The sequence below is a fragment of the Bradyrhizobium sp. UFLA05-108 genome (genome assembly GCF_059803455.1).
Map to the genome: position 1 here is coordinate 13,838 of NZ_JBANAZ010000003.1, position 22,228 is coordinate 36,065.

16 protein-coding genes are annotated in these 22,228 nt (G+C 64.9%); 6 read left to right on the top strand and 10 right to left on the bottom strand.

Annotated elements, in window-relative coordinates; all coding sequences use genetic code 11:
• Positions 1–92 precede the first annotated feature (92 nt).
• From accC to SO140_RS02685, 6 genes are all read right to left on the bottom strand, one after another.
• The gene (gene accC / locus SO140_RS02660; protein WP_498542298.1) at positions 93–1,442 is read right to left on the bottom strand and encodes an acetyl-CoA carboxylase biotin carboxylase subunit; all 1,350 of its coding nucleotides are present in this window, start codon (positions 1,440–1,442) and stop codon (positions 93–95) included.
• Positions 1,443–1,523: 81 nt separating this feature from the next.
• Positions 1,524–2,009, bottom strand: coding sequence for an acetyl-CoA carboxylase biotin carboxyl carrier protein (accB, locus tag SO140_RS02665; RefSeq protein ID WP_449382924.1), 486 nt, complete (start codon positions 2,007–2,009; stop codon positions 1,524–1,526).
• 35 nt (positions 2,010–2,044) lie between these two features.
• Positions 2,045–2,512: a type II 3-dehydroquinate dehydratase gene (gene aroQ / locus SO140_RS02670; RefSeq protein WP_449382925.1), complete on the bottom strand. Its 468-nt coding sequence runs from the start codon at positions 2,510–2,512 to the stop codon at positions 2,045–2,047.
• A gap of 231 nt (positions 2,513–2,743) precedes the next feature.
• On the bottom strand, positions 2,744–3,577 hold the full coding sequence (locus SO140_RS02675) for a DUF1236 domain-containing protein (protein ID WP_449382926.1): 834 nt from the start codon (positions 3,575–3,577) through the stop codon (positions 2,744–2,746).
• Between the two features lie 196 nt (positions 3,578–3,773).
• Positions 3,774–4,541 (bottom strand): DsbA family protein, encoded by a 768-nt coding sequence (locus SO140_RS02680; RefSeq protein WP_449382927.1) that lies wholly within the window; start codon positions 4,539–4,541, stop codon positions 3,774–3,776.
• Positions 4,542–4,740: 199 nt separating this feature from the next.
• Complete coding sequence (locus SO140_RS02685; RefSeq protein ID WP_498540681.1) at positions 4,741–6,144, bottom strand: M48 family metalloprotease; 1,404 nt, start codon at positions 6,142–6,144, stop codon at positions 4,741–4,743.
• 163 nt (positions 6,145–6,307) lie between these two features.
• On the opposite strand from SO140_RS02685, the gene SO140_RS02690 reads away from it, so the two are divergent.
• The 4 genes from SO140_RS02690 to SO140_RS02705 all read left to right on the top strand — a co-directional run bounded on the left by SO140_RS02690 (position 6,308) and on the right by SO140_RS02705 (position 11,839).
• Positions 6,308–7,495, top strand: coding sequence for a pyridoxal phosphate-dependent aminotransferase (locus tag SO140_RS02690; protein ID WP_449382929.1), 1,188 nt, complete (start codon positions 6,308–6,310; stop codon positions 7,493–7,495).
• A gap of 83 nt (positions 7,496–7,578) precedes the next feature.
• Entirely contained in the window at positions 7,579–8,133 is a 555-nt protein-coding gene (locus tag SO140_RS02695; protein WP_498542370.1) for a biotin transporter BioY, read from the top strand.
• 84 nt (positions 8,134–8,217) lie between these two features.
• Positions 8,218–9,555 (top strand): dicarboxylate/amino acid:cation symporter, encoded by a 1,338-nt coding sequence (locus tag SO140_RS02700; RefSeq protein ID WP_449382930.1) that lies wholly within the window; start codon positions 8,218–8,220, stop codon positions 9,553–9,555.
• A 199-nt stretch (positions 9,556–9,754) separates the two neighbouring features.
• Entirely contained in the window at positions 9,755–11,839 is a 2,085-nt protein-coding gene (locus tag SO140_RS02705) for a tetratricopeptide repeat-containing glycosyltransferase family protein (RefSeq protein WP_474797317.1), read from the top strand.
• On the opposite strand, the gene SO140_RS02710 is transcribed toward SO140_RS02705, so the two are convergent.
• Genes SO140_RS02710 through SO140_RS02720 form a run of 3 tightly spaced genes read right to left on the bottom strand, consistent with a single transcriptional unit; the run spans position 11,836 to position 15,865 of the window.
• Positions 11,836–13,068 (bottom strand): NAD(P)/FAD-dependent oxidoreductase, encoded by a 1,233-nt coding sequence (locus tag SO140_RS02710; protein WP_449382931.1) that lies wholly within the window; start codon positions 13,066–13,068, stop codon positions 11,836–11,838. The two genes, SO140_RS02705 and SO140_RS02710, sit on opposite strands and share 4 nt — an antisense overlap.
• 14 nt (positions 13,069–13,082) lie before the next feature.
• A complete protein-coding gene (locus tag SO140_RS02715) occupies positions 13,083–14,315 on the bottom strand; it encodes an MFS transporter (protein WP_449382932.1) in 1,233 nt (410 codons plus the stop codon).
• Between the two features lie 53 nt (positions 14,316–14,368).
• Positions 14,369–15,865, bottom strand: a complete 1,497-nt coding sequence (locus tag SO140_RS02720; protein WP_498542299.1) for an amidase — start codon at positions 15,863–15,865, stop codon at positions 14,369–14,371.
• A 208-nt stretch (positions 15,866–16,073) separates the two neighbouring features.
• On the opposite strand from SO140_RS02720, the gene SO140_RS02725 reads away from it, so the two are divergent.
• Positions 16,074–16,760 carry a helix-turn-helix domain-containing protein gene (locus tag SO140_RS02725; protein WP_449382934.1) on the top strand — a complete coding sequence of 229 codons (687 nt, stop codon included), beginning with the start codon at positions 16,074–16,076 and terminating at the stop codon, positions 16,758–16,760.
• A 205-nt stretch (positions 16,761–16,965) separates the two neighbouring features.
• Here the strand turns inward: SO140_RS02725 and SO140_RS02730 are convergent, their stop codons facing one another.
• A complete protein-coding gene (locus SO140_RS02730) occupies positions 16,966–20,046 on the bottom strand; it encodes an Rne/Rng family ribonuclease (protein WP_498542300.1) in 3,081 nt (1,026 codons plus the stop codon).
• Between the two features lie 720 nt (positions 20,047–20,766).
• Between SO140_RS02730 and SO140_RS02735 the strand changes: the two genes are divergently transcribed.
• A complete protein-coding gene (locus SO140_RS02735) occupies positions 20,767–22,071 on the top strand; it encodes an N-acetylmuramoyl-L-alanine amidase (protein ID WP_449382937.1) in 1,305 nt (434 codons plus the stop codon).
• The last annotated feature ends 157 nt before the right edge of the window (positions 22,072–22,228 follow it).

Consider the following 22,228-nt stretch of genomic DNA (forward strand, 5'->3'; position numbering starts at 1 on the left):
GACCTTAAGAATTTCCACTCCCCCGTGCAGAAAACCCGCCGATAACGCTGCAAGCGGCGTCCGGTTCCATGGCGAGGGAAGGATGGTCGCCGCTAGTTGCCGGACTGGCCGGCCAGGTACTGTTCCAACCAGTGGATATGATAGTCGCCGTCGATGATCGCGTCTTCGCGCACCAGCGCGCGGAACAGGGGCAGCGTCGTCTCGATGCCGTCAACCACCATCTCGTCCAGCGCCCGGCGCAGCCGCATCAGGCATTCGGTGCGGGTCTTGCCGTGCACGATCAGTTTGCCGACGAGGGAATCGTAATAGGGCGGGATCGTGTAGCCCTGATAGACCGCGGAATCGATCCGCACGCCCAGACCGCCAGGCGGATGGTACTGCAGGATCCGGCCGGGCGAGGGCCGAAAGGTCTGCGGGTTCTCCGCATTGATGCGGCACTCGATCGCGTGCCCGATGATCTGGATCTCTTCCTGCTTCGCCGGCAGGTCGCCGCCGGCGGCAATGCGGATCTGCTCCAGCACGAGGTCGATGTCGGTGATGCTTTCGGTGACGGGATGTTCGACCTGGATGCGGGTGTTCATCTCGATGAAGTAGAACTCGCCGTCCTCATAGAGGAACTCGATGGTGCCGACGCCGAGATATTTCATCTCGCGCATGGCCTTGGCACAGGTTTCACCGATCTTGGCGCGGGCGGCTGCGGAGAGAACGGGCGAGGGGCCTTCCTCCCAGACCTTCTGATGACGGCGTTGCAGCGAGCAGTCGCGTTCGCCAAGGTGGATCGCGCCACCGCGGCCGTCGCCAAGGATCTGGATTTCGATGTGGCGCGGCTTCTGCAGGTATTTTTCCAGATAGACTGACGCGTCGCCGAAGGCGGATTTCGCCTCGTTGGCGGCCGTCGATAGCGCCAGCGCAAGCTCTGCCTCGCTATGCGCGACCTTCATGCCGCGGCCGCCGCCGCCGGCGGCAGCCTTCACCAGCACGGGGAAGCCGATCTCGTTCGCGATCGCCGTCGCGTTGTCGTTGGGACCGACGGCACCGTCGGAGCCGGGCACCACGGGGATGCCGAGCCGCTTGGCGGTCTTCTTGGCCTCGATCTTGTCGCCCATCAGGCGGATGTGCTCCGCCTTCGGGCCGATGAAGTGCAGATTGTGCTCGGAGAGGATTTCCGCAAAGCGCGCATTCTCCGACAGGAAGCCGTAGCCCGGATGCACCGCATCGGCGCCGGTGATCTCGCAGGCCGCGAGCAGCGCGGGAACGTTGAGATAGCTGTCCTTCGACTGCGGCGGCCCGATGCATACGCTCTCGTCGGAGAGGCGGACGTGCATCGCGTCCGCATCGGCGGTGGAGTGCACGGCGACGGTCGCGATCCCGAGCTCCTTGCAAGCCCGCAGGATACGAAGGGCGATCTCGCCGCGATTGGCTATGAGGATCTTGTCGAACATGGTGTCCTGCCGCGAATAGCGAGTGGCGAATGGCGAATAGGGAAGGCCAATGCCATTCGCTATTCGCTACTCCCCGTTCGCCTACTCAATAATCACAAGCGGTTCGCCGAACTCGACCGGCTGGCTGTCCTCGACCAGAATCTGCGTCACGGTTCCGGCGCGCGGCGAGGGGATTTGGTTCATGGTCTTCATCGCTTCGATGATGAGGAGCGTCTGACCGACCGAAACCTTGGAGCCGACCTCGATGAAAGGCTTTGCGCCCGGCTCCGGCGCCCAATAGGCGGTGCCGACCATCGGCGAGGTGACGGCGCCGGGATGTTTCGAGAGATCTGCTGGCGCTGTGGCCGCAGTCGCCGCTCCAAGTGCCGCGACGGGAGCCGCGATGACCGATGTCGGCAGGGCCGCGGCGACGCTGACGTTGCGCGCGACGCGCAGACGAAGTCCTGCACGCTCGATCTCGATCTCGGTGAGGCTCGTCTCGTCGAGCAGGGTCGCGAGCTCGCGGATGAGCGCGGAGTCCTCGCTGGAAAACTTTGCAGCTGCTTTATCGTCTGGCTGGCGCGCCATGATCTTGATTCCGAACCTCTGTTTGAAAAGGGGCGTCAGGCTTTGGGCTGGATGCCGAGCTTGGCGGCAAGGCCCTGGATCGCGAGACGGTAGCCCTCGATGCCGAAGCCGCACAGCGAAGCGAAGGCGGCGCGGGCGGTGTAGGAATGGTGACGGAAACTCTCGCGGGCGTGGATGTTGGTGACGTGCACCTCGACCGTCGGGATCTGCACCGCGAGCAGCGCATCGTGCAGCGCGATCGAGGTGTGCGAATAGCCGCCGGCGTTGATGATGATACCCTTCATCTTGCGGGCGTGCGCCTCGTGGATGAAGTCGATCAATTCGCCTTCGCGGTTGGACTGCCGGCAGTCGGCCTTGAGACCGAACTTCGCTGCGGTCTCCCGGCAGAGCGTCTCGACGTCGGCCAGCGTCGCGTGCCCGTATTTCTCCGGTTCGCGCGTCCCCAGCATGTTGAGGTTCGGCCCGTTGAGGACGAGGATCGTGTCGGTCGCAGGTTCAGCCATTAAATCCCGTCAGGTGCTTTGGCGGAGGTGGCGGGGGTTATAGGTAACAAAGGGGCCTGAGGGAAGCCTTCAACGACCTCCCGCACGGCTTCAGATAGCTCATCCAGCCTGCAAAAAGCTGTGTGGAAGCTACGGAAATTGCTTGTTAACCAGCCCAAATCATGGCTGCCGGCCGACCGCAAAAAGGGCGGGCATCGCTGCCCGCCCTCGGGGGTGCCGGTTTGTCGGCCGTCAGGCGTTGAGAACCGCGATGATCTCATAGGTGGCGGGATCGATGATCACGATCTCTTCGCGGACCACGATGTACCTGTAGCTCCGCCACTCCGGATAGATCGTCGCCACCCGTGACGGCAGCACGTGCAGCTCGATGCCCTCACGCGGGATCCGCGTGCCGACCGAAACCGAGAAGTTGACGTTGCTGACGGGAGCCACGTGCTCCTCGTGGATCACGGATGTGATCTGCGTGCGTTGCTCGGTCGAGAGCTTGGCGCCCGCGCCGGCCTGGCCGGTGGTCTGTGTCTGGGTCGACGTGCCCTGGCGGTTCTCGCCTGTGGCCGTGCCGGACTTGGTTTGGGTCTCCGAGCTCATGCCCTTCGACCTGTCCTGCTGACCCTGAGCGCGTTCATCTGTGCGCTGGCCCTTCGTTGCACCCGACTTCTCCTCAGCCGTCGGATTCTTGTGCATCGTGCCAGAGGACTTCTCGTCTCTCATCGTACCCGAGGACTTCTCCTCGGCGCCGGACTTCATGGATCCGCCGGCCTGTCCAACGGTGCCTTTTTCCTTGCCCGTGGAATCCCTGTGCATGGCACCGGACTTCTCGTCCTTCATCGCGCCCGAGGACCTTTCTTCAGCGCCGGACTTCATAGATCCGCCGGCCTGTCCCACGGTGCCCTTTTCCCTGCTCATGGCACCGCCATGTTCAGCCGCGCCGGTGGAAGGTTGCGCGTTCTGTTGCATCTGCTGGGAGCCGCCGGACTCCTTGGTCCCGGTTCCCTGCGCATTCGCGAGACCAGTACCCGCGACGAGTGCCAGCGCGGCAACCGAGATCATAAAGCGATTAGTCATTGAACCTCTCCTCACGTGTTTTGTGCGTCATTGCCCGCGCCGACAACGAAAGGAGAAATGAGATGTTCCGAAACTTCAGTGGTTCCGCGGCTTTTGTTTGTTGAATGCGAGATGAATGGTCGCGCCAAGATCCTGACAACAAAAAAGGCCGGCAAAAGCCGGCCCTTTGTGGTGTTCGGATAATCGAAACCGGGAACTAGCAGGTCGCCTTGCCGCAGCGAGCGACGCCGATCTTTTCCTTCAGGCCATCGAGGCCGATGGCGCCGACCACGATCTGCTTGCCGATCACGTAGCTCGGCGTGCCGTTCATGCCCATCGCTTCGGCGAGTTTGAAGTTCTCCTCGATCGTAGCGCGCACTTCCGGATTGGCCATGTCCTTCTCGATCTTCGCGACGTCGAGACCGGCTTCCTTGGCGGCGGCAAGCGCGTGCGCCTTGTCGGCCTGGCCGCGGCCGCCGAGCAGCTTCTGGTGGAAGTCGAGATACTTCTTGCCGGTGGGATCCTGCATGCGGACGGCAACCGCAACCTGCGCCGCCTCGACCGAGCCCTGGCTCAGCACCGGAAACTCCTTGAGCACGACCTTCAGCTTGGGATCGGCCTTCATGAGGTCGAGCATGTCGGTCATCGCGCGCTTGCAGTAGCCGCAATTGTAGTCGAAGAACTCGACGAAAGTGACGTCGCCGTCCTTGTTGCCGAGCACGACCTGGCGCGGCGAGTTGAAGATCGCATCCGCATTCTGCGCGATGCTGGCTTCGTGCTTCTGCGCTTCGGCGGCTGCCTGGCGCTTGCTCAGCTCGGCCATCGCATCCTCGAGCACCTCGGGATGGCTGACGAGATAGTTCTTGATGATCGCCTCGATGTCGGAGCGCTGGGCGTCGGTGAAGCTGTCGGCCGCGGCGGGCGCGGCTCCGCCGAGCACGGCGAGGGCAAACAGCGCGGGGACGATCAGGCGCAGCGAAGGCATTGGCATATCCTCTGGTCGAAAGCAGGTTTCGGAAGACATCCCGGCCGATCTAACCTGGCCGCGCCGTGACGTCGTGGTGTCGGTGTCGTTCTAATCGTTTAAAGCGCGATGAGATTGGGATGAATCGTCATCGCGCTTCAGGTTATTGTTTGAGCATGATCTTTTCGGAAAAACGCTCCACACTTTTCCGGATCATGCTCTAATTGTTGCGTGGCGGTTTTGACGCCACGATGTCATCGGCCTTGACCCAACCGGGCGTGCCGATGGCGAAACGGGTTTTTGCGCGCGTCGCAAGCTCGCGTGCGGTCTTGTTGTCGCCGCGCAGGTAAGCTGCCTGCGCCGATGCCAGATCGGCCTCCGCATAGTCCCCCTTGCGACCATAGGCCATGGCGAGCTGCGTGTAGCCGATCGGCGCCTCCGGCTCCCGCGCCACCGCGGCACGGAGAATCCGGATCGCTTCGTCCGTGTAGGACTTATTATCAGTTCCGACCAGAGCCTGCCCAAGTAACATCTCGATGAGCGGGGCGTTGCCGGAGAGCTGCACCGCCTTGTGCAGGGCAGGGATCGCTTCCGCCGGCTTGCCACTCTCGAGCAGTGCCTGGCCGCGCACCTCGTAGAAATACGGGTTGGTCGGCTGCGCCTGGATCAGCGCGTCGATCTGGGCCAGCGCGCTGCGCAGGTCGCCGTGCAGATAGGTGCTGATGGCGCGGGCATAGCGTGCGGGCAGGCTGTCGTTGGACAGCGGATAGCGGCGATAGACGGTCTCGGGCCGCTCCATGAAGGCGGAGACCTTGGCGCGCACCATGTCATGGCGCGCCTGGAGCGCCGGGTCGTCCTTCTTGTCCCAATAGGGGCTGGCGCGGGCGAACTGGGCGAGCGCCTCGACGCGCTCGGCCGGCATCGGATGCGACTGCAAATAGGGATCGGCGCCGCGCGCGGCGAACAGGCTCTCGCTGGTGAAGCGCTTGAAGGTCTCGTACATGCCCTTTGGCGACTGCTGGGTCGCGGTCAGGAACTTCACGCCGGCGCGGTCGGCGTTCTCCTCCTGCTGGCGCTGATAGGACAACAGCGAGCGGCGGATCATCTCCTGCGGTCCGGCGACTGCGGCCGCACCGGCGTTGGCGAGACCATTGTTCGCGTTGCCGCTGCGGGCGCCCGCGACCATGGCGCCAGCGCCGAGCAGCATGGCGATGATCATCTGAGTCTGGGCGTTGGCGAGCTGCTCGCGCAGCTTGGCGAGATGTCCGCCGGCCAGATGCCCGGTCTCGTGCGCGAGCACGCCGATCAGCTGGTTCGGCGTTTCCGACTGCATGATCGCGCCATAATTGACGAAGATGCGGCGGCCATCAGCGACGAACGCGTTGAACGATGCGTCGTTGAGGATCACCATCTGGATGTTCTGCTTCTCCAGACCCGCGGCGCGCAGGATGGGTCTGGTATATTCGCGCAGCAATTGCTCGGTCTCGGTGTCGCGCAGCACCGGCGGGCCTCTGGGACTCTCCTGCGCCTTGATCGCCGGGAGCGGCGCCAGCGCCATGGCCGCGGCGGTCACGATGGCGGTGAGAGCGGAGGCTTTCTTGCGCAAAGCGAGCTGGGGCAACATCGATCGGTCTTGAAATGCAGTCTTGTGATTGGTCTTGGTGATTGGCGTCGGACCGGATACGGGATATGCCCTAATGAGCCGCACAATGCGGCCAGTCTGGGGCGCCGGCGCCCCGTTCCCGGCCCCCGGGGGTTCCGGACCGGAAGCGAAATAGCAGATATTGATGGCCGATGCGATATTGAGGAACCGGCTGGAGCCCTGGCTGAGACCATCCCGCCGCAGTGACGTTCCCCCCTTCATGGTGATGGACGTGATGGCCGCGGCCGCGCGTATAGAGGCGGCGGGCGGCCACGTCATCCACATGGAGGTCGGCCAGCCTGCCGCGCCGGCCCCGAAGACCGCGATCGCGGCCGCCCACAGGGCGCTGGATACTGCGCGAATCGATTATACCTCCGCGCTCGGCATCCCCTCGTTGCGCGAGCGCATCGCGCGCCATTATCGCGACGCCTATGGCTGTGCGGTGAGCCCCGAGCGGATCGTCGTCACCACTGGGTCCTCCGGCGGCTTCATCCTGGCCTTCCTTGCCCTGTTCGAGCCAGGTGACCGCGTCGCGGTGACGGTGCCCGGCTATCCGCCATACCGTCATATCCTGACCGCGCTCGGCTGCGAGCCGGTGCCGATCGAGACCACCAGCCAGACCCGTCACGCCCTGACAGGCGAGGCGCTGCTGGCCGCCCATCGCAAGGCGCCGCTCAAGGGCGTGCTGGTCGCAAGTCCTGCCAATCCCACCGGGACCATGATGTCCAGGGAGGCGCTGTCCAGCCTGATCACGGCCGCCGAGGGCGCCGGCATCCGCTTCATCTCGGACGAGATCTATCACGGCCTCGACTACGCATTCCCCGCCGTTACCGCGGCAGCGCTGTCGGACCATGCACTCATCATCAATTCGTTCTCGAAATATTTTTGTATGACCGGCTGGCGGGTCGGCTGGATGGTCGTGCCGGACGTCCTGGTGCGGCCGGTCGAGCGGCTCCAGCAGAACCTGTCGATCTCGGTGCCGTCGCTGTCGCAGATCGCGGCCGAAGCAGCCTTCGACGGCGCTGCCGAGATGGAGGAGATCAAGCACGGTTATCAGGAAAACCGCCGCATCCTGATCGAGGGTCTGCCCAAGGCCGGCCTGACCAAGTTCCTGCCCGCCGATGGCGCATTCTACCTCTACGCCGACGTGTCGGATTTCACCTCCGACAGCTTTGAGTTCGCCCAGCAGATGCTGGAGCAGGCCCATGTCGCGGCCACGCCCGGTATCGATTTCGATCCCGTGCACGGCCGCTCCTTCATCCGCTTTTCCTACGCGAGATCGGCGGAGGAGATGCGCCAAGCAGTTGACCGGATCGCTCACTGGCTTAAATAGCCCGCCAGTTTTTTACGAGCCTTCCGGAGTTCAACGTGTCTGACAGATCGCCTGCCGCCGCACCGCATTTTCCCCTCGCCGCCATCGTCTGGCCGGTCCAAAGCGGCGGGGGCGCGCTGCGCGCGATCGTGCTGGTTGCGCTTGGAACGGCTTTGATGGCGCTGTCAGCCAAGGTCAACCTGCCGCTGCCATATGTGCCCATGACGCTGCAGACGCTGGTCGTGCTGATGATTGGCGTCGGCTATGGCTGGCGCCTCGGTAGCGCAACCATGATCGCGTACCTCGCGGAAGGCGCGATGGGCGTGCCGGTGTTCGCAGGCCCGGTCGGCGGCCTTGCTCCGCTCGTCGGCCCCACGGCCGGATATCTGTTCGGCTTCGTCGCTGTGGCCTTCGTCACGGGCTTTCTCGCCGAGCGGGGCTGGGATCGAAGCATGGCCTGGCTGTTCGCGGCCATGGCGATCGGCCACATCGTCATTTTGGCGATGGGCTTCGCCTGGCTTGCTTTCGGCCTCGGGCTTGGCACCGCCAAGGCCTGGCAGGTCGGCATCGTGCCGTTCATCGCGGCGTCGCTGATCAAGAATGCACTCGGGGCGACCTTAATGCCGGCTGCACGCCGGATCGTCGATCGCCGCCAATAGGCAGCCAGCGGCCGAGCAGTTCCATTTGACTCGGCCCTTCAAATTGATCTTGGCTAGAACCAAGAGAGTTAAGGGGAGGGAGCAATGACGACGACAACGATGACTGCGGGCGCGCCGGCGGCGAAGGCCGCCGCCAAGCCGTGGTACAAGGTTCTCTATATCCAGGTGCTGATCGCCATCTTCCTGGGCGCCATCGTCGGCTGGCTGTGGCCTTCGGTCGCGACCAACGACTGGATCAAGGCGATGGGCGACGGCTTCATCAAGCTGATCAAGATGGTGATCGCCCCGATCATCTTCTGTACGGTCGTCTCAGGCATCGCCCACATCCAGGACGCCAAGAAGGTCGGCCGCATCGGCGTCAAGGCGCTGGTCTATTTCGAGATCGTCTCGACTTTCGCGCTCCTGATCGGGCTCGTCGTCGGCAATCTGGTTCGTCCGGGTGCGGGATTCGGCAGCGCGGCGGCGAACGCACAGGCGGTTGCCAACTACGCCAAGCAGGCCGAGGGACAGAAGAGCGTCGACTTCATCCTCCACATCATCCCTGACACCGTGGTCGGCGCTTTCGCGCAAGGCGAGATCCTCCAGGTGCTGCTGTTCTCGGTGCTGTTCGGCTTCGCCATCATGGGGCTCGGCGAGCGCGGCCACGTAATCCGCTCCTTCATCGACGATGCCGCCCATGCCGTGTTCGGTGTCATCTCGATCGTGATGCGCGCAGCACCAATCGGCGCATTCGGCGCGATGGCCTATACCATCGGCAAGTTCGGCACCGGTGCGATCCTCAACCTGGTCGGGCTGATCGCGACCTTCTACGTCACCGCTGCACTGTTCGTGTTCATCGTGCTCGGCACGATCGCGCGCTTTGCGGGGTTCTCGATCTTCAAGTTCCTCGCCTACATCAAGGACGAGCTGCTGATCGTGCTCGGCACCTCGTCCTCGGAAAGCGCGCTGCCGTCCTTGATGGAGAAGCTGGAACGGCTCGGCTGCTCGAAATCCGTGGTCGGCCTCGTGGTGCCCACGGGTTACTCGTTCAACCTCGACGGCACCAATATCTACATGACGCTGGCGACGCTGTTCATCGCGCAGGCGCTCGGTGTCGATCTCACCTTGGGCCAGCAGATCACCATCCTCGTGGTGGCGATGCTGACCTCGAAGGGCGCCTCCGGCATCACCGGCGCCGGCTTCATCACGCTCGCCGCGACGCTCGCCGTGGTCGATCCGCGACTCGTGCCGGGCATGGCGATCGTGCTCGGCATCGACAAGTTCATGAGCGAATGTCGCGCCCTGACCAATCTCTGCGGCAACGGCGTCGCCTGCGTGATCGTCGCCTGGTGGGAGGGCGAGCTCGATCGTGACAAGCTCAACGCCAGGCTGAGCCAGCAGATCGATCCGACCGACATGGAGACGGCGCTCACGACGGACTGATTTGCAAACTCAACGCAAGGCGCATCGCGCCGCTACGTTTTGAAATAGCAGGGCTGGTCGAGATCCTCGATCAGCCCTTGCTGTTTGGGCGCCTTATCGACGATGGGCAGGCTCCCGCCAAACGCACGGAGTGACGGAATTTGCGCGCTCGCCCGTTGAACCCTCATCGCGATTTCGGGGTGAAGGGCGGGGTGGCATCGTGGGCGAGGCGGCGGTCGATCGGATTCTGTTGCAGGCGGTGGAGCATTACGAGGCGGGGCGGCCGGATCAGGCAGGCTTGTTGTGCGGCGAAGTCCTGAAGGCGCATCCCGACCATGTGCCGGCGCTGCATCTGTCCGCCGTGGTCGCTTTCGTGACCGATCGCGCGAGCGACGGGGCGAGCCTGCTGAGCCGTGTGTTCGGCCTCGATCCCGACCACGCGCCGGCCCTCGTCACGCTGGGCGATGCGCTTGCCGTAAAGGGTGAGCGGGACGGGGCGGTGGCGGCGTTTCAGCGCGCGCTTCTGCGGCGACCGGGCGATGCAGGCCTGTGCAACAAGCTCGGCGTGGCGCTGGCGGAGCTGTCGCGCTTTGAGGAGGCGGACGCCGCCTATCGGCGCGCCATCGCGATCGATCCGCATTTGACCCGTGCGCATTTCAATCGGGCCGTGGCGCTGGCGGGGCAGGGACGGCTCGCCGAGGCCGAGGAGGCCTATCGCGAGGTCATCGCAAGGGATCCAGCGCATCGTGGCGTCTGGCTCAATCTCGGCAATGTGCTTGCTGATCAGAAGAGGCTCGACGAGGCCGTGATGGCCTATCGTCGTGCCCTCGAAGCGGGCCCTGAGGATCCGGGCCTGCTTTGCAATCTCGGCGCTGCGCTCTACCGCAAGGGCGAGCTCGAGGAGGCGATCGTGCATTGTCGCCGCTCGACTCTGCTTGATCCGGACAATCTTGAGGCGATGCGGTTGCTCGGTCTCGTCCTGCACGAGGCCGGTCATCTGCATCAGGCGTCCGCGACCTACCAGCGGATCATCGCGCGCGATCCGGCCGATCACGTGATCATCAGCAATTCCGGCGCCTGCCTGTGCGAGCTCGGACTTTTCGACGAGGCCATCGCAGCTTGCGAGCGGGCGCTGGCAGTGAAGGCTGATCATGCGCCCGCTCACACCAATCTCGGGATCATCTTCGAGAAGCAGGGTCGGGTGGAAGCAGCCGTCGCCGCGCATCGCCGCGCCGTCGCCGCCGATCCCGCCTACGCAAAAGGCCATGCGAATCTCGCGGTGGCGCTGCGCAATGCCGGCGAGATAGACGGGGCGCTTGCCGCCTCCCGCCAGGCCATCGCGCTCGATCCGGAGCAGCCGCTCGCGCAATATAATCACGCGCATTTTCTGCTGATGAACGGTGACTTCGCCAGCGGCTTTGAAGCCTATCAATGGCGGCGCAGGTGCAAGACCCTGTCCGACGGCGATCCGACCTTCAGCGAGCCGGAATGGCAGGGCGAGCCGCTTGGCGGCCGCCGGCTTCTGCTGTTCGCTGAATACGGGCTCGGCGACGCCCTGCAGTTCGTGCGCTATCTGCCGATGGTGGCCGCACAGGGCGGCTCCGTCATCCTCCAGGTCCAGCCGGCGCTCGCTTCACTGCTGCGGACGATGGCTGACGTCACTGTGATCGCGCGCGGCGAGCCGCTGCCGCGATTCGACGTGCAACTGCCGCTGATGAGCTTGCCTCGCGTGTTCGGCACGATGCTCGACACGATTCCGGCGGACGTGCCCTATCTGCATCCGGATCCCGCACGACTGTCGCGATGGCGCGCTGCGCTGCAAGGCGTGAGCGCGTTGAAGGTCGGCGTGGTCTGGGCCGGCAATCCCAGGCACAAAGGCGACGCGCAGCGCTCTCTGTCGGCACAAGAGGTTCTGCCGCGCCTGATTACGCCAGGCGTGCAGCTCTACAGTCTTCAGAAGGAGCCGCGCGAGGCCGATGTCCCGGTGCTGGCGGCGCTTGGCACTGACATCATCGATCTTGCGCCAGCGCTTGGCGATTTTTCCGATACCGCAGCGGCTGTCGCAGCGCTCGATCTCGTGATCGCCGTGGACACCTCGGTTGCACATCTTGCCGGCGCGCTCGGCCGCCCGGTCTGGATGCTGCTGCCCTACGCGCTCGACTGGCGCTGGCTGCGCGACCGCGAGGACAGCCCATGGTATCCGACCATGCGGCTGTTCCGGCAGCGCAGGCCGCGTGAATGGAACGATCCGCTGATGCGGATGTCGGCCGCGCTGGCGGTCCTCGCCGCAAAACGCGCTGGCTAGAAACGCTCCGGCCGGTATGGCGCGGGATCGATCGACGGCGTCTCGCCGCTCATCATCTCCGCGAGCAGGCGTCCGGTCGCGGGACCGAGCGTAAAGCCCTGGTGGCCGTGGCCGAAATTCATCCAGAGACCGCGATGGCGCGGTGCGGGCCCAAGCACCGGCAACATGTCGGGCGTGCAGGGCCGCGTGCCGTACCACGGCTCGGGTTCGACGCGGCCGCCGAGATCGAGCAGCTCTCGGGCGGAGGCCTCCGCACTGGCGAGCTGCACCGGCGTTGCCGGCGCATCCGGCCCGGTCAGCTCGGCGCCAGTGGTAATGCGGATGCCCCTGGCCATCGGTCCCATGGCATAGCCTCTCGCCGTATCGACCAGTGGCAGATCGAGCGAAGCGCCGCCGCTATAGTGCATATGGTAGCCGCGCTTGCGCACCAGCGGTATGCGGTATCCGAATTTTTGCAGCAGATCGGGTGACCACGGTCCGAGCGTGACGACGACATTGGCCGCATCGATCGGTCCGTTGTCGGTTTGCACCGACCAGCCGGAGGATGTCTGGTGCAAGGTCTGCGCATCGCCGAGAAGGATATGGCCCCCGAGGCGCTGAAACAGCTCGGCATAGGAGGCGACCAAAGCGCCGGGATCGGAAACGGACCACGGCTCCAGCCAATGGATGGCACCCGGAAGATCATCGCGCAGGATCGGTTCAGCCTTCGCGAGCTCGCTGCCGCTCAGGACACGAAACTTCACGCCGAAGTCGCGCTGGTTTTCCTCCGCGGTCTTGATCGCGAGCTCGAACGCGGCGGGATCGCGATGCAGCAGCCGGTAGCCGGCGCGGCGGATGAGGTTGTCGGCGTGAGCCTCGCGGATGAGGATATCGTGCTCGGACGTTGCATAGGCGATCAGGCGTGCCCACGCCTCGATCGCCTCGCGATGCCGCTTCGGCGCCGAGTGCCACCAATAGCGGAGCAAAGGCTCGACGTGGCGGTGCAGGGACGCGAGGCTATAGCGGACGTCGTTGGTGCGGCCGGTCGCGATCTTCAACAGCGTCGCAAAGTCGCGCGGCATCGGATAAGGGCGCACAGCCTCGGCCTGGATCATTCCGGCATTGCCGTAGCTGGTCTCGCGGCCCGGCTCCCTGCGATCGACGAGCATGACCGACCAGCCGCGCCGCTGCAGATGCAGCGCCGCGCTGACGCCTATCATGCCGCCGCCAAGGACGATTGCACTTTGCACCGGCACGTTTCCCTTTAAGCCAGGCGCGGCGCGAGCCTTGGCTGCGCCGTGTTGATGGTCGCGGCGACGATGACCGACATCGCGGTCATCGCCACCAGGAAGCCGAAGGCCGCATCGAAGGATCCGGTTCCGGTCACGATGAAGCCAATCGCCGCGGGCGCTACGAAGCCTGCGCTCTGGCCGCCGAGATTGACCATGCCGACGCCCGATCCGATCTGGTCGTCGCGAAGCAGCTTTGTCGGAAGTGCAACCACCGAGGCCAGCACGAAGGATTTGAAGAAATAGACCAGCGACTGGTAGGTGATCAGCATTGCGATCGTTTCCGCCTTGTACATGGCGTAGAGGAAGATGCCGGTCAACGCGGAGCTGCCGATCAGGAGCCATTTTTCGCGCTCGGCGAAGAACCTCGTCATCACCCAGCCGCCGATCGCGGTCGCGATCGTCGCCATCACGAACGGGATCGGCGCCACGATGCCGACGGTCTTGAGATCGAGCCCGCGCTGCTGGAGCAAATAGAGCGGCATCCAGGAATCAAGGCCCTTGTTGACGCAGCTGAGGCCGAACCACACCACCATCAACTGCCAGATCAGCGGGTTCTTCATCAGCTCGCGCATCGGCGCGCGGTCCGCGGGCTTCGCCGTCGTCGCCGTGCTCGCCTGGGCCGCGCCCAGGCGTCCCAAATGCGGGACGTAGAGGAAATAGACCAGCGCGAACACGAGGCCGGCGATGCCGATCGTGTTGAAGGCGTGGCGCCAGCCGAGCCAGAGGATCAGCGGCGCCATGATCAGCGGCGCGATCATGCTGCCCGCATAGTTCGACGACAGCAGCAGCGCCGACATTTTTGGCCGGCTGTCCTTCTTGAACAGTTCGGCGATGGCGCGGATGCTTGCCGGCGGAAAGCCGCCCTCGGCGATGCCGAAGATGAAGCGGATCGCGATCAGCGACGTCAGCGACCAGGCAAGGCTCGTGAAGGCGGTGAACAGCGACCACATCACGATCGTGACGATCACCACATATTTCGAGCCGAAGCGGTCGGAGAGCCATCCGCCCGGCACCTGCATGAGGGCATAGCCGAGAAAGAACGCGCTGATGACGATGCCGAGATCGGCCGCCTGGAGATTGAAATCCTTGCCGATCTGCGCCAGCGCCAGCGAGATCGCCGCGCGGTCGATGTAGGAGATGCAGTAGGCGATATAGAGCAGGACGAACGCGACGACCCCGGTTTTCCGCTGCGACAATTCCGTCATGCTCATCTCCGTTTCGCCGGCGATCCGGTGGCGCTGCTAACTCTGCTGTGGGGTCATTCCCAGGTGAGGAAGCCGGGCGCGGCCGAGAGCGGCGGCGCCGCGGCGAGCCGTGCCAGATCGGGGATCGGCCGGCAGAGCTGCGGGACGCTCGCAAACGCGGCCTCGATGCTCGCGGCGACCGAGAGCACGATGGCATCGCCGCCGCGTGGGCCCACGATCTGAAGGCCGAAGGGCAGGCCTGCTTCATCGACGCCAAGCGGTAGGCTGAGCGCGGGATGGCCTGGAAGCGTCACGGCATAGGCGAGCGCGAGCCAGTGGAAATAGGATTTGGTCGGCTCGCCGTCGATCTCTGCCGGATAGAGCTCCGACCAGGGCCGCGGGCTCAGCGTGATGGTCGGGCTGATCAGCACGTCGCAAGTTTCGAAGAAGCTCTGATAGGCGCGATAGATCCGCGTCTGCGTGGTCGCCGCGCGCGCGTAGTCTTCAAGCGTGTAGCTCAGGCCTTCCTGGACATTGGCGCGCACGTTCGGCCCGAGCATCTCGGGACGCTCCTTGTAGTTCTTGCCGTGCATCGCGAGGAAAAGGCCTGCGCGCAGCACGGCGAAGGCGTCGTCAGCGCCCGAGCAATCCGGCGTCGCCTCGCGGCAATCGGCGAACAGCGGCGCAAGCTTGCTTACCCGATGGCGGAACACGCGGCGGATCGCCTGCTCGGTCGGCGCGAAGCCAAAGTCTTCGGTGAAGGCGACGCGCAGCTTGCCGAGTTCGGCAGGGCGCGGGCCGGTCCAACGCTCGGCGCGTCCGCGCAAGGGTTCGCCGGGCAGGGTGTAGGCAAGCGGATCACGGGGGTCGTCGCTCGCCATCACCGACAGCATCAGAGCGGTGTCGGCGACGTTGCACGCCATCGGCCCGTCGGTCGGCAGGTTCGACCAGCCGAAGGCGCGCTTTTCGCTCGCCACGAGACCGTAGGAGGGACGCATGCCGACGATGCCGGCAAAGCCCGCCGGATTGCGCAAGGAGCCGCCGGTGTCGGAGCCCGAGGCGAGCGGGGCCATGCCGCAGGCGAGCGCCACCGCCGAGCCGCCGGAGGAGCCGGCTGCCGATCGCAGGGGATCGAAGGGATTGCCGGTCGCGCCGAACACGGGATTGCGGGTGTTGCCGCCCGCCGCCCATTCCGGCGTGTTGGTCTTGCCGAAGATGATCGCCCCGGCCGCGCGCAGCCGCGCAACGGAAGCCTGGTCTGCGGCTGGAACGTGATCGCGCAACAAAGGGCTGCCATAGGTCGTGCGTAGCCCGGCGGTGTCCTGGGTATCCTTGATGAGGACCGGCAGGCCGTGCAGGGCGCCACGATCCTCGCCGCGCAGGATGGCGGCCTCGGCTTCCTTGGCGGCGGCGCGTGCGCCGGGCTCATCCAGCGTCACGACGGCGTTCACGGCGGGATTGGTGGTGGTGATGCGCGTCAGGCAGGCGTCGAGCAGCTCGACGGGCGAGATCGCCCGTGCGGCCAGCAGGCGGCGCAGCTCGACGGCACTGGAATCGCAAAGTCCGGACAATGCCAATCCCTTTCAAATTGTGAAAACGATTTAGCATATCGGAAAGCGGAGCCGGCGCACCAATTTTCGCCAGAACCGGTCGTTTCGTGAGCAAATGCCGGCAAAGCTGCCCTTTGAGCGTCCAAATGGATCTCTTCGACGTAAACTGAGCCAAAAACTTTAGGCGGATCGGCCAACAATTTTTCTTCTGCCGTGCTAGGATTGCTGCATGAGCGAGATCACGACGCCCGACGGTGCCAATTCCCAGCTCGGCCAATGCCTCAAGGCCGCCCGCCAGGCGCGCGGCCTGACGCTCAAGCAGGTAGCGGAGCGGACCGGTATGGCGCTCTCGACCCTGTCCAAGGTCGAGAACGGCCTGATGTCGCTGACCTACGACAAGCTGGTGCAGCTCACCTCAGGCCTGAAGATGGAAATCGCCGAGCTGTTCAACCCGGCGTCCCCCGTGCGTCCCGGGCAGGACCGGCCGGTCACCGCCCGGCGCAGCCTCAGCAGGGCCGGGCAGGGGCAGGTGATCACGACGAAATTCTACACCTACACCTATCAATGCACCGACCTGATCGGCAAACGCATGGTGCCGATCCTGGCCGAGGTTCGCGCGCGCTCGCTGGAGGAGTTCGGACCGCTGCTGCGCCATGCCGGCGAGGAGTACTTTCTGGTGACAAGCGGCCGCGTGGCCGTCCACACCGAGTTCTATGCGCCGGAGATCTTGGGCGAGGGCGACGGTATTTATCTCGACAGCACGATGGGCCACGCCTACCTCAACGCCGGCGATGCACTGGCTGCCAAGGGCGTCTGTCTCTGCACCAGCGAAGCTCCTGACCTTTACGACCAGCTCCGCCAGATCGCATCCCGCGACGTGCAGTCGCTCGACGACGACGAGCTGCCGCCACTTTAACTTCTACTGGGTGATAAACACTCTCCCCTTATCCTGAGGAGCCTGCGAAGCAGGCGTCTCGAAGGATGGCCGCGGACGAGAGCCGGGCCTTCATGGTTCGAGACGCGCGAAGACGCGCTCCTCACCATGAGGGTCTGCGATGCCATCGTTTCAAACGAAAAACGCCCGGCCAAGCCGGGCGTTTTTGTTTGCCTAAGCGTTCGGCCTATTCGCCGCCGCCGAAGCGACGAGACCACCAGCCGGCGCGACGCGGCTGCGGCGCCGGTGTTTCGACTGCCACCTCTGGCGCAGGTTCGGCTGCTGGAGCGGGGGGCGTAACCTCGGCGGGCGCTTGCGCGAGCTCGGCTGCGGGCTCGGGCTGGCTGCTGAAGAAGCTCACCTTCTCACGCACGGTCGAACGACGCCGCGCGGCCTTGTCGCTGTCGGACGCAGTTTCATCCGCGGCCGCCGGCTCGACGGGAGCCTGCACCTCGGCGGGTTCCTCAGGCTGCGGTGGCGATGGTTGAACGGTTGCCTCAGTCTGCGTGATCGACGGCGGCGCGTCGGGCGTGAAACTGTCGAAATCGGCAACCGCCTCCGTCGCCTCAGGCGGCGGATTGGCACTCAGCTCGTCGCTGATAGACCCCGCGAGACCGTCCTCACCACCGCCACGCCGGCGGCGACCGCCGCGACGTCCACGCCGGCGACGTCGGTCGCTGCCACCCTGCTCACCGCGGGCCTGGTCGAGCTGCTCCTCGATCTCTTCGCCTTCCTGCTCGCCGTCGGCTTCCTCGTCGGCCTCACCTGCAGCCATGGCCGGTTCGGGAACGGTGGGCGCGGTGTCCTCGCGAAGCTCGCCCTCGCGCTGGCCGCCACGGCCGCGACGACGCCGACGGCGCCGACGGCGCTGGCCGTCCTGCTCGGGCGCCGCGTCGCCTGCGGCTTGTTCCTCAGTGAGACCCTCGGTCTCGTCGGTCTCGACCTCGGATTCTGTCTCGAGATCGAAACCGTCCTCGTCGTCGTAGACTTCCTCAACCGCTTGCGGCGGGCTTGCCGCGGCCTGTGCCGCGAGCAGCGCCTTGGCGGCTTCCAGCGTATGCACCTGCTCGCCGCGGTCGATGACATAGGCCTGCGGCCCGCTGACGGACGAGTCGGCGATGATCGACAGCGTGACCTTGAAGCTGTTCTCCAGGTCGCGCAGATGACCGCGCTTGTGGTTCAGCACATAGAGCGCCACGTCGGTACGGGTGCGGACCACCAGATTGTGGGTCGCGCCCTTCATCAAAATCTCTTCCAGCCCGCGCAGGAGCTGGAGCGCGACGGAGGAGACCGAGCGTACGTGACCGGTGCCGCCGCAATGCGGGCAGGGATCGGTCGAGCTCTCGAGCACGCTGGCGCGGATGCGCTGGCGCGACATCTCCAACAGGCCGAAATGCGAGATGCGGCCGACCTGGATGCGCGCGCGGTCCTGCCGGAGGCAATCGGACAGCTTGCGCTCGACCGCACGGTTGTTGCGCTTCTCGTCCATGTCGATGAAGTCGATGACGATCAGGCCGGCGAGGTCACGCAGGCGGAGCTGGCGCGCAACCTCTTCGGCCGCTTCCAGATTGGTCTTGAGCGCGGTGTCCTCGATGTGGTGTTCGCGCGTTGAGCGGCCCGAGTTGACGTCGATCGAAACCAGCGCCTCGGTCTGGTTGATCACGACATAACCGCCGGAGCGCAACTGCACGGTTGGCGAGAACATCGCGTCGAGCTGACTTTCGACACCCATGCGCGAGAACAGCGGCTGGCCGTCGCGATACTGTCTCACCGCGCTGACATTGGCCGGCATCAGCATCTTCATGAAGTCGCGCGCTTCGCGGTAGCCGCCTTCGCCTGCAACCTGGATCTCGTCGATCTCCTTGTTGTAGAGGTCGCGCAGCGAGCGTTTGATCAGCGAGCCTTCCTCGTAGACGAGGGTCGGCGCCTGCGACTTCAGCGTCAGGTCGCGCACCGTCTCCCACATCCGGATCAGGTATTCGAAGTCGCGCTTGATCTCCGGCTTGGTGCGGGAGGCGCCAGCCGTGCGCAGGATGATGCCCATGCCCTCGGGCACGTCGAGGTCCTGCACGACCTCCTTGAGACGAGAACGATCCTGCGCGCTCGTGATCTTGCGGCTGATGCCACCGCCACGCGCGGTGTTCGGCATCAACACGGCATAGCGGCCGGCGAGCGACAGATAGGTCGTGAGCGCGGCGCCCTTGTTGCCGCGCTCTTCCTTGACGACCTGCACCAGCATCACCTGGCGGCGCTTGATGACTTCCTGGATCTTGTACTGGCGGCGCGGGCGGAAGGTGCGCTCCGGCACTTCCTCCAGCACGTCGTCGCCGCCGACGGACTCGACGACTTCCTCTTCGGCCTCTTCACCGTCCTCGCCATCCTCGGCGTCGTCTTCGGTGGCAGCCCCGGAATGCGGCAGTTCTGCGCTTTCATCGGCGGCGTACACGGCGTCGACGGGTTCGATCGCGGCGGTGATGGCATCGGCCAGCGCCTCGGCATGGAGCTCGGGCGCCGGTGCTTCGGACGCGGCGGCCTCCTGCGGCTCGGCTACCTCGGGCGCGACAACGGGTTCGGCTCCGACTGCCGCAGCGGGCGCGGGCGCCTTGTCTTCGTGGTCGTGATGGTCGTGCCCATGATCGTGCTCGCCATCACCATGATGATGGTGATCATGTTCATGTTCATGTTCATGTTCGTGATCCTCGTGCCCATGTTCATCATGATCGTGATCATGGTCATCGTGAGTTTCGAACGCGTCGTGATGCTCCGCTTCGGCTTGCAGATGCTCGCCCTCGTGCGCTGCGCCCTCGGCGTTCTCCGGCAGCACCTCGAGCGGCTGGGCGGCGGGATCAGCGCCGGCCTCGAGGCCCTCGACGATGTCGCTCTGGACGCGCTCGCCATGGCCGCGACGACGGGCATTGCGGTGGCGCGAGCGGCGGCGGTTGTGGGAACGGTTCTCGTTCTCCTCCTCGGCCTCGCGATGAGCCTGCTCCTCGGCCTCGATCAGCGCCTGCCGATCGGCAACCGGGATCTGGTAGTAGTCGGGATGGATTTCGCTGAAGGCAAGGAAGCCGTGGCGGTTGCCGCCATATTCGACGAAGGCGGCCTGGAGGGACGGTTCGACCCGTGTGACCTTGGCGAGATAGATATTGCCGCGCAGTTGCTTGCGTTGCGCGGTCTCGAAATCAAACTCTTCGACGCGATTGCCGCGGACCACGACGACCCGGGTCTCTTCCGGGTGGGTGGCATCGATCAACATCTTGTTGGGCATGTCTTAACTCTTGGCGGCGGCGGGCGCGATTCACCGTGGGCGCGATGAGCGCTGCCGGGTGATGCGACGGTCCACCTGATTCGGGGGTGAGGGGAAGGCCAAAACACCCGCGCTCGCGCCGCGTCGAACCGGAAGCCGAGAGGACAACACGGCGCGCGGAAGTTTCACTCCGCAATGTCGCGAATTGTCTCTCAGTTTTGGTCGGCACAGTCTGGCGCATCAAGCGTCGGCCCGTATGAAACATTGGACGGCGAGCGCGCCGCCCCTTAATCAGTTGCTGCTGGCCAGGGTGTGGCGCGAAAGCGCTCGCCCCCTTAGGAACACCGCCGGTCCTTGGGATTAAGGAGCCGGGTTACGGGCTACGCCGCCTGTCAAAGCCGTCCCTGGAAATGGTGGTAACCTGGGACCGGCGCCACCGGAGCCTTGACCCGTCCAACCTCGCTGCCGCGCGCCGCGCTGGCCGTGAAGGAGGGGGGAAAACGCTGGAATTCTCAAACCTTGAGAGTTCCGGCGCTGCACCGGGAGGCTGAGAGCGACGCAACCGGAAATATTGGCCGTCAGCAGTCCGTACATACGAGGAATGCGCCTTTGGTGCAAGGGAGCGTCAGGCGAGCGTCGCGCGTTGGTCACACCCGGCGAGATTTGGTCATTTCGTCATTAGAGATGGATTAACCCTGCGGTTCTATTGCGTTAGAAGAGCCGCTCGGAGGCACGGAATCGGTGGCGAGCCGCGCAAATCATCTGATTTTGCTGGGATGTGCGCTGTTGTGCGCTGCAGCATTGCCGTGCTCTGATTCCAGGCCCGTCGTGGCGGCGGAAAGCCAGCCGCAAGCTACCGTTTCGGCGTCGAATTTCCCGGTTGTCTCAGCGGCGCGTCTGGCCGGGGACACCAGGCAGACCCGCCTTGTTCTCGATCTCGACCAGGCCATCACGTTCCGGGCCTTCACCCTGGCGGATCCGTACCGGGTGGTGGTCGATGTTCCCCAGATCAATTTCCAGCTTCCTGCCGGCACCGGTGCGGCCGGGCGCGGGCTCGTCAAGGCGTTCCGTTATGGCCTCGTGATGCCGGGCGGCTCGCGAATCGTGCTCGACCTCGCAGGCCCTGCCAAGATCGCCAATTCCTACGTGCTCGAGGCCGCAAATGGCCAGCCGGCCCGACTGGTGCTGGAGCTGGAGGAGGTCGATCGCGCTGCTTTCGTGCAGTCGGTAGCGCCCGAAAGCCGGGCCGCTCTGCATCCGGCGACGTCTGATGCTCCCCCGGCGCCAGCGGCGATGGCGCCGCCAGAGCCGGCCCAACAAAAACCCGCGGCGCCGACGGATTCGCGTCCCGTGGTGGTGATCGATCCCGGGCATGGCGGCATCGACAACGGCACCCAGTCGAGCGGCGAAGCCGAGAAGAACCTGGTGCTGGCCTTTGGGCTCGCACTGCGCGACCGACTGGAGAAGAGCGGCAAGTACCGGGTGGTCATGACCCGGGATGACGACACCTTCATCCCGCTCAACGACCGCGTCAAAGTCGCCCGCTCCATCAATGCTGCGCTGTTCGTCTCGATCCACGCCGACGCACTGCCGCGTGCGGAAGGCGACGCCCAGGGCGCCACCATCTACACGCTGTCGGACAAGGCCTCCGACGCCCAGGCCGAGCGGCTGGCGGAAGCCGAAAACAAGGCCGACGCCATCGGTGGCGTCAACCTGTCCGACGAGCCCGCTGAGGTCGCGGACATCCTGATCGACCTTGCCCAGCGGGAAACCCGCACCTTTTCAAACCGCTTCGCCCGCCTCTTGATGGGCGAGATGAAGACGACGGTGCGGATGCACAAGCATCCCCTGAAATCGGCTGGCTTCCGGGTGCTGAAGGCGCCCGACGTGCCCTCGGTGCTGGTCGAACTTGGCTACGTCTCGAATAAAGGGGACCTCGAGCATCTGGTCTCGGAGAGCTGGCGCTCCCGGACTGTGACCTCGATGGCCCAGGCGATAGATGCCTTTTTGGCCAAGCGGCTCGCGACCGCCGGGCCCGCCAATTGATATAAAGGGAGTTTTGGCTGACCCGCAAAGCCCTAGTTTGGCCACAGCGGGCGCTTTATAAAATCTGCGGATGGGGGGCAGGAATCGACAACCCCCTCGGCAAGCGTGATAGGGCTACAGGCCCAGCGAAGTCTCTTAAGTGGTGTAATCTGGTACG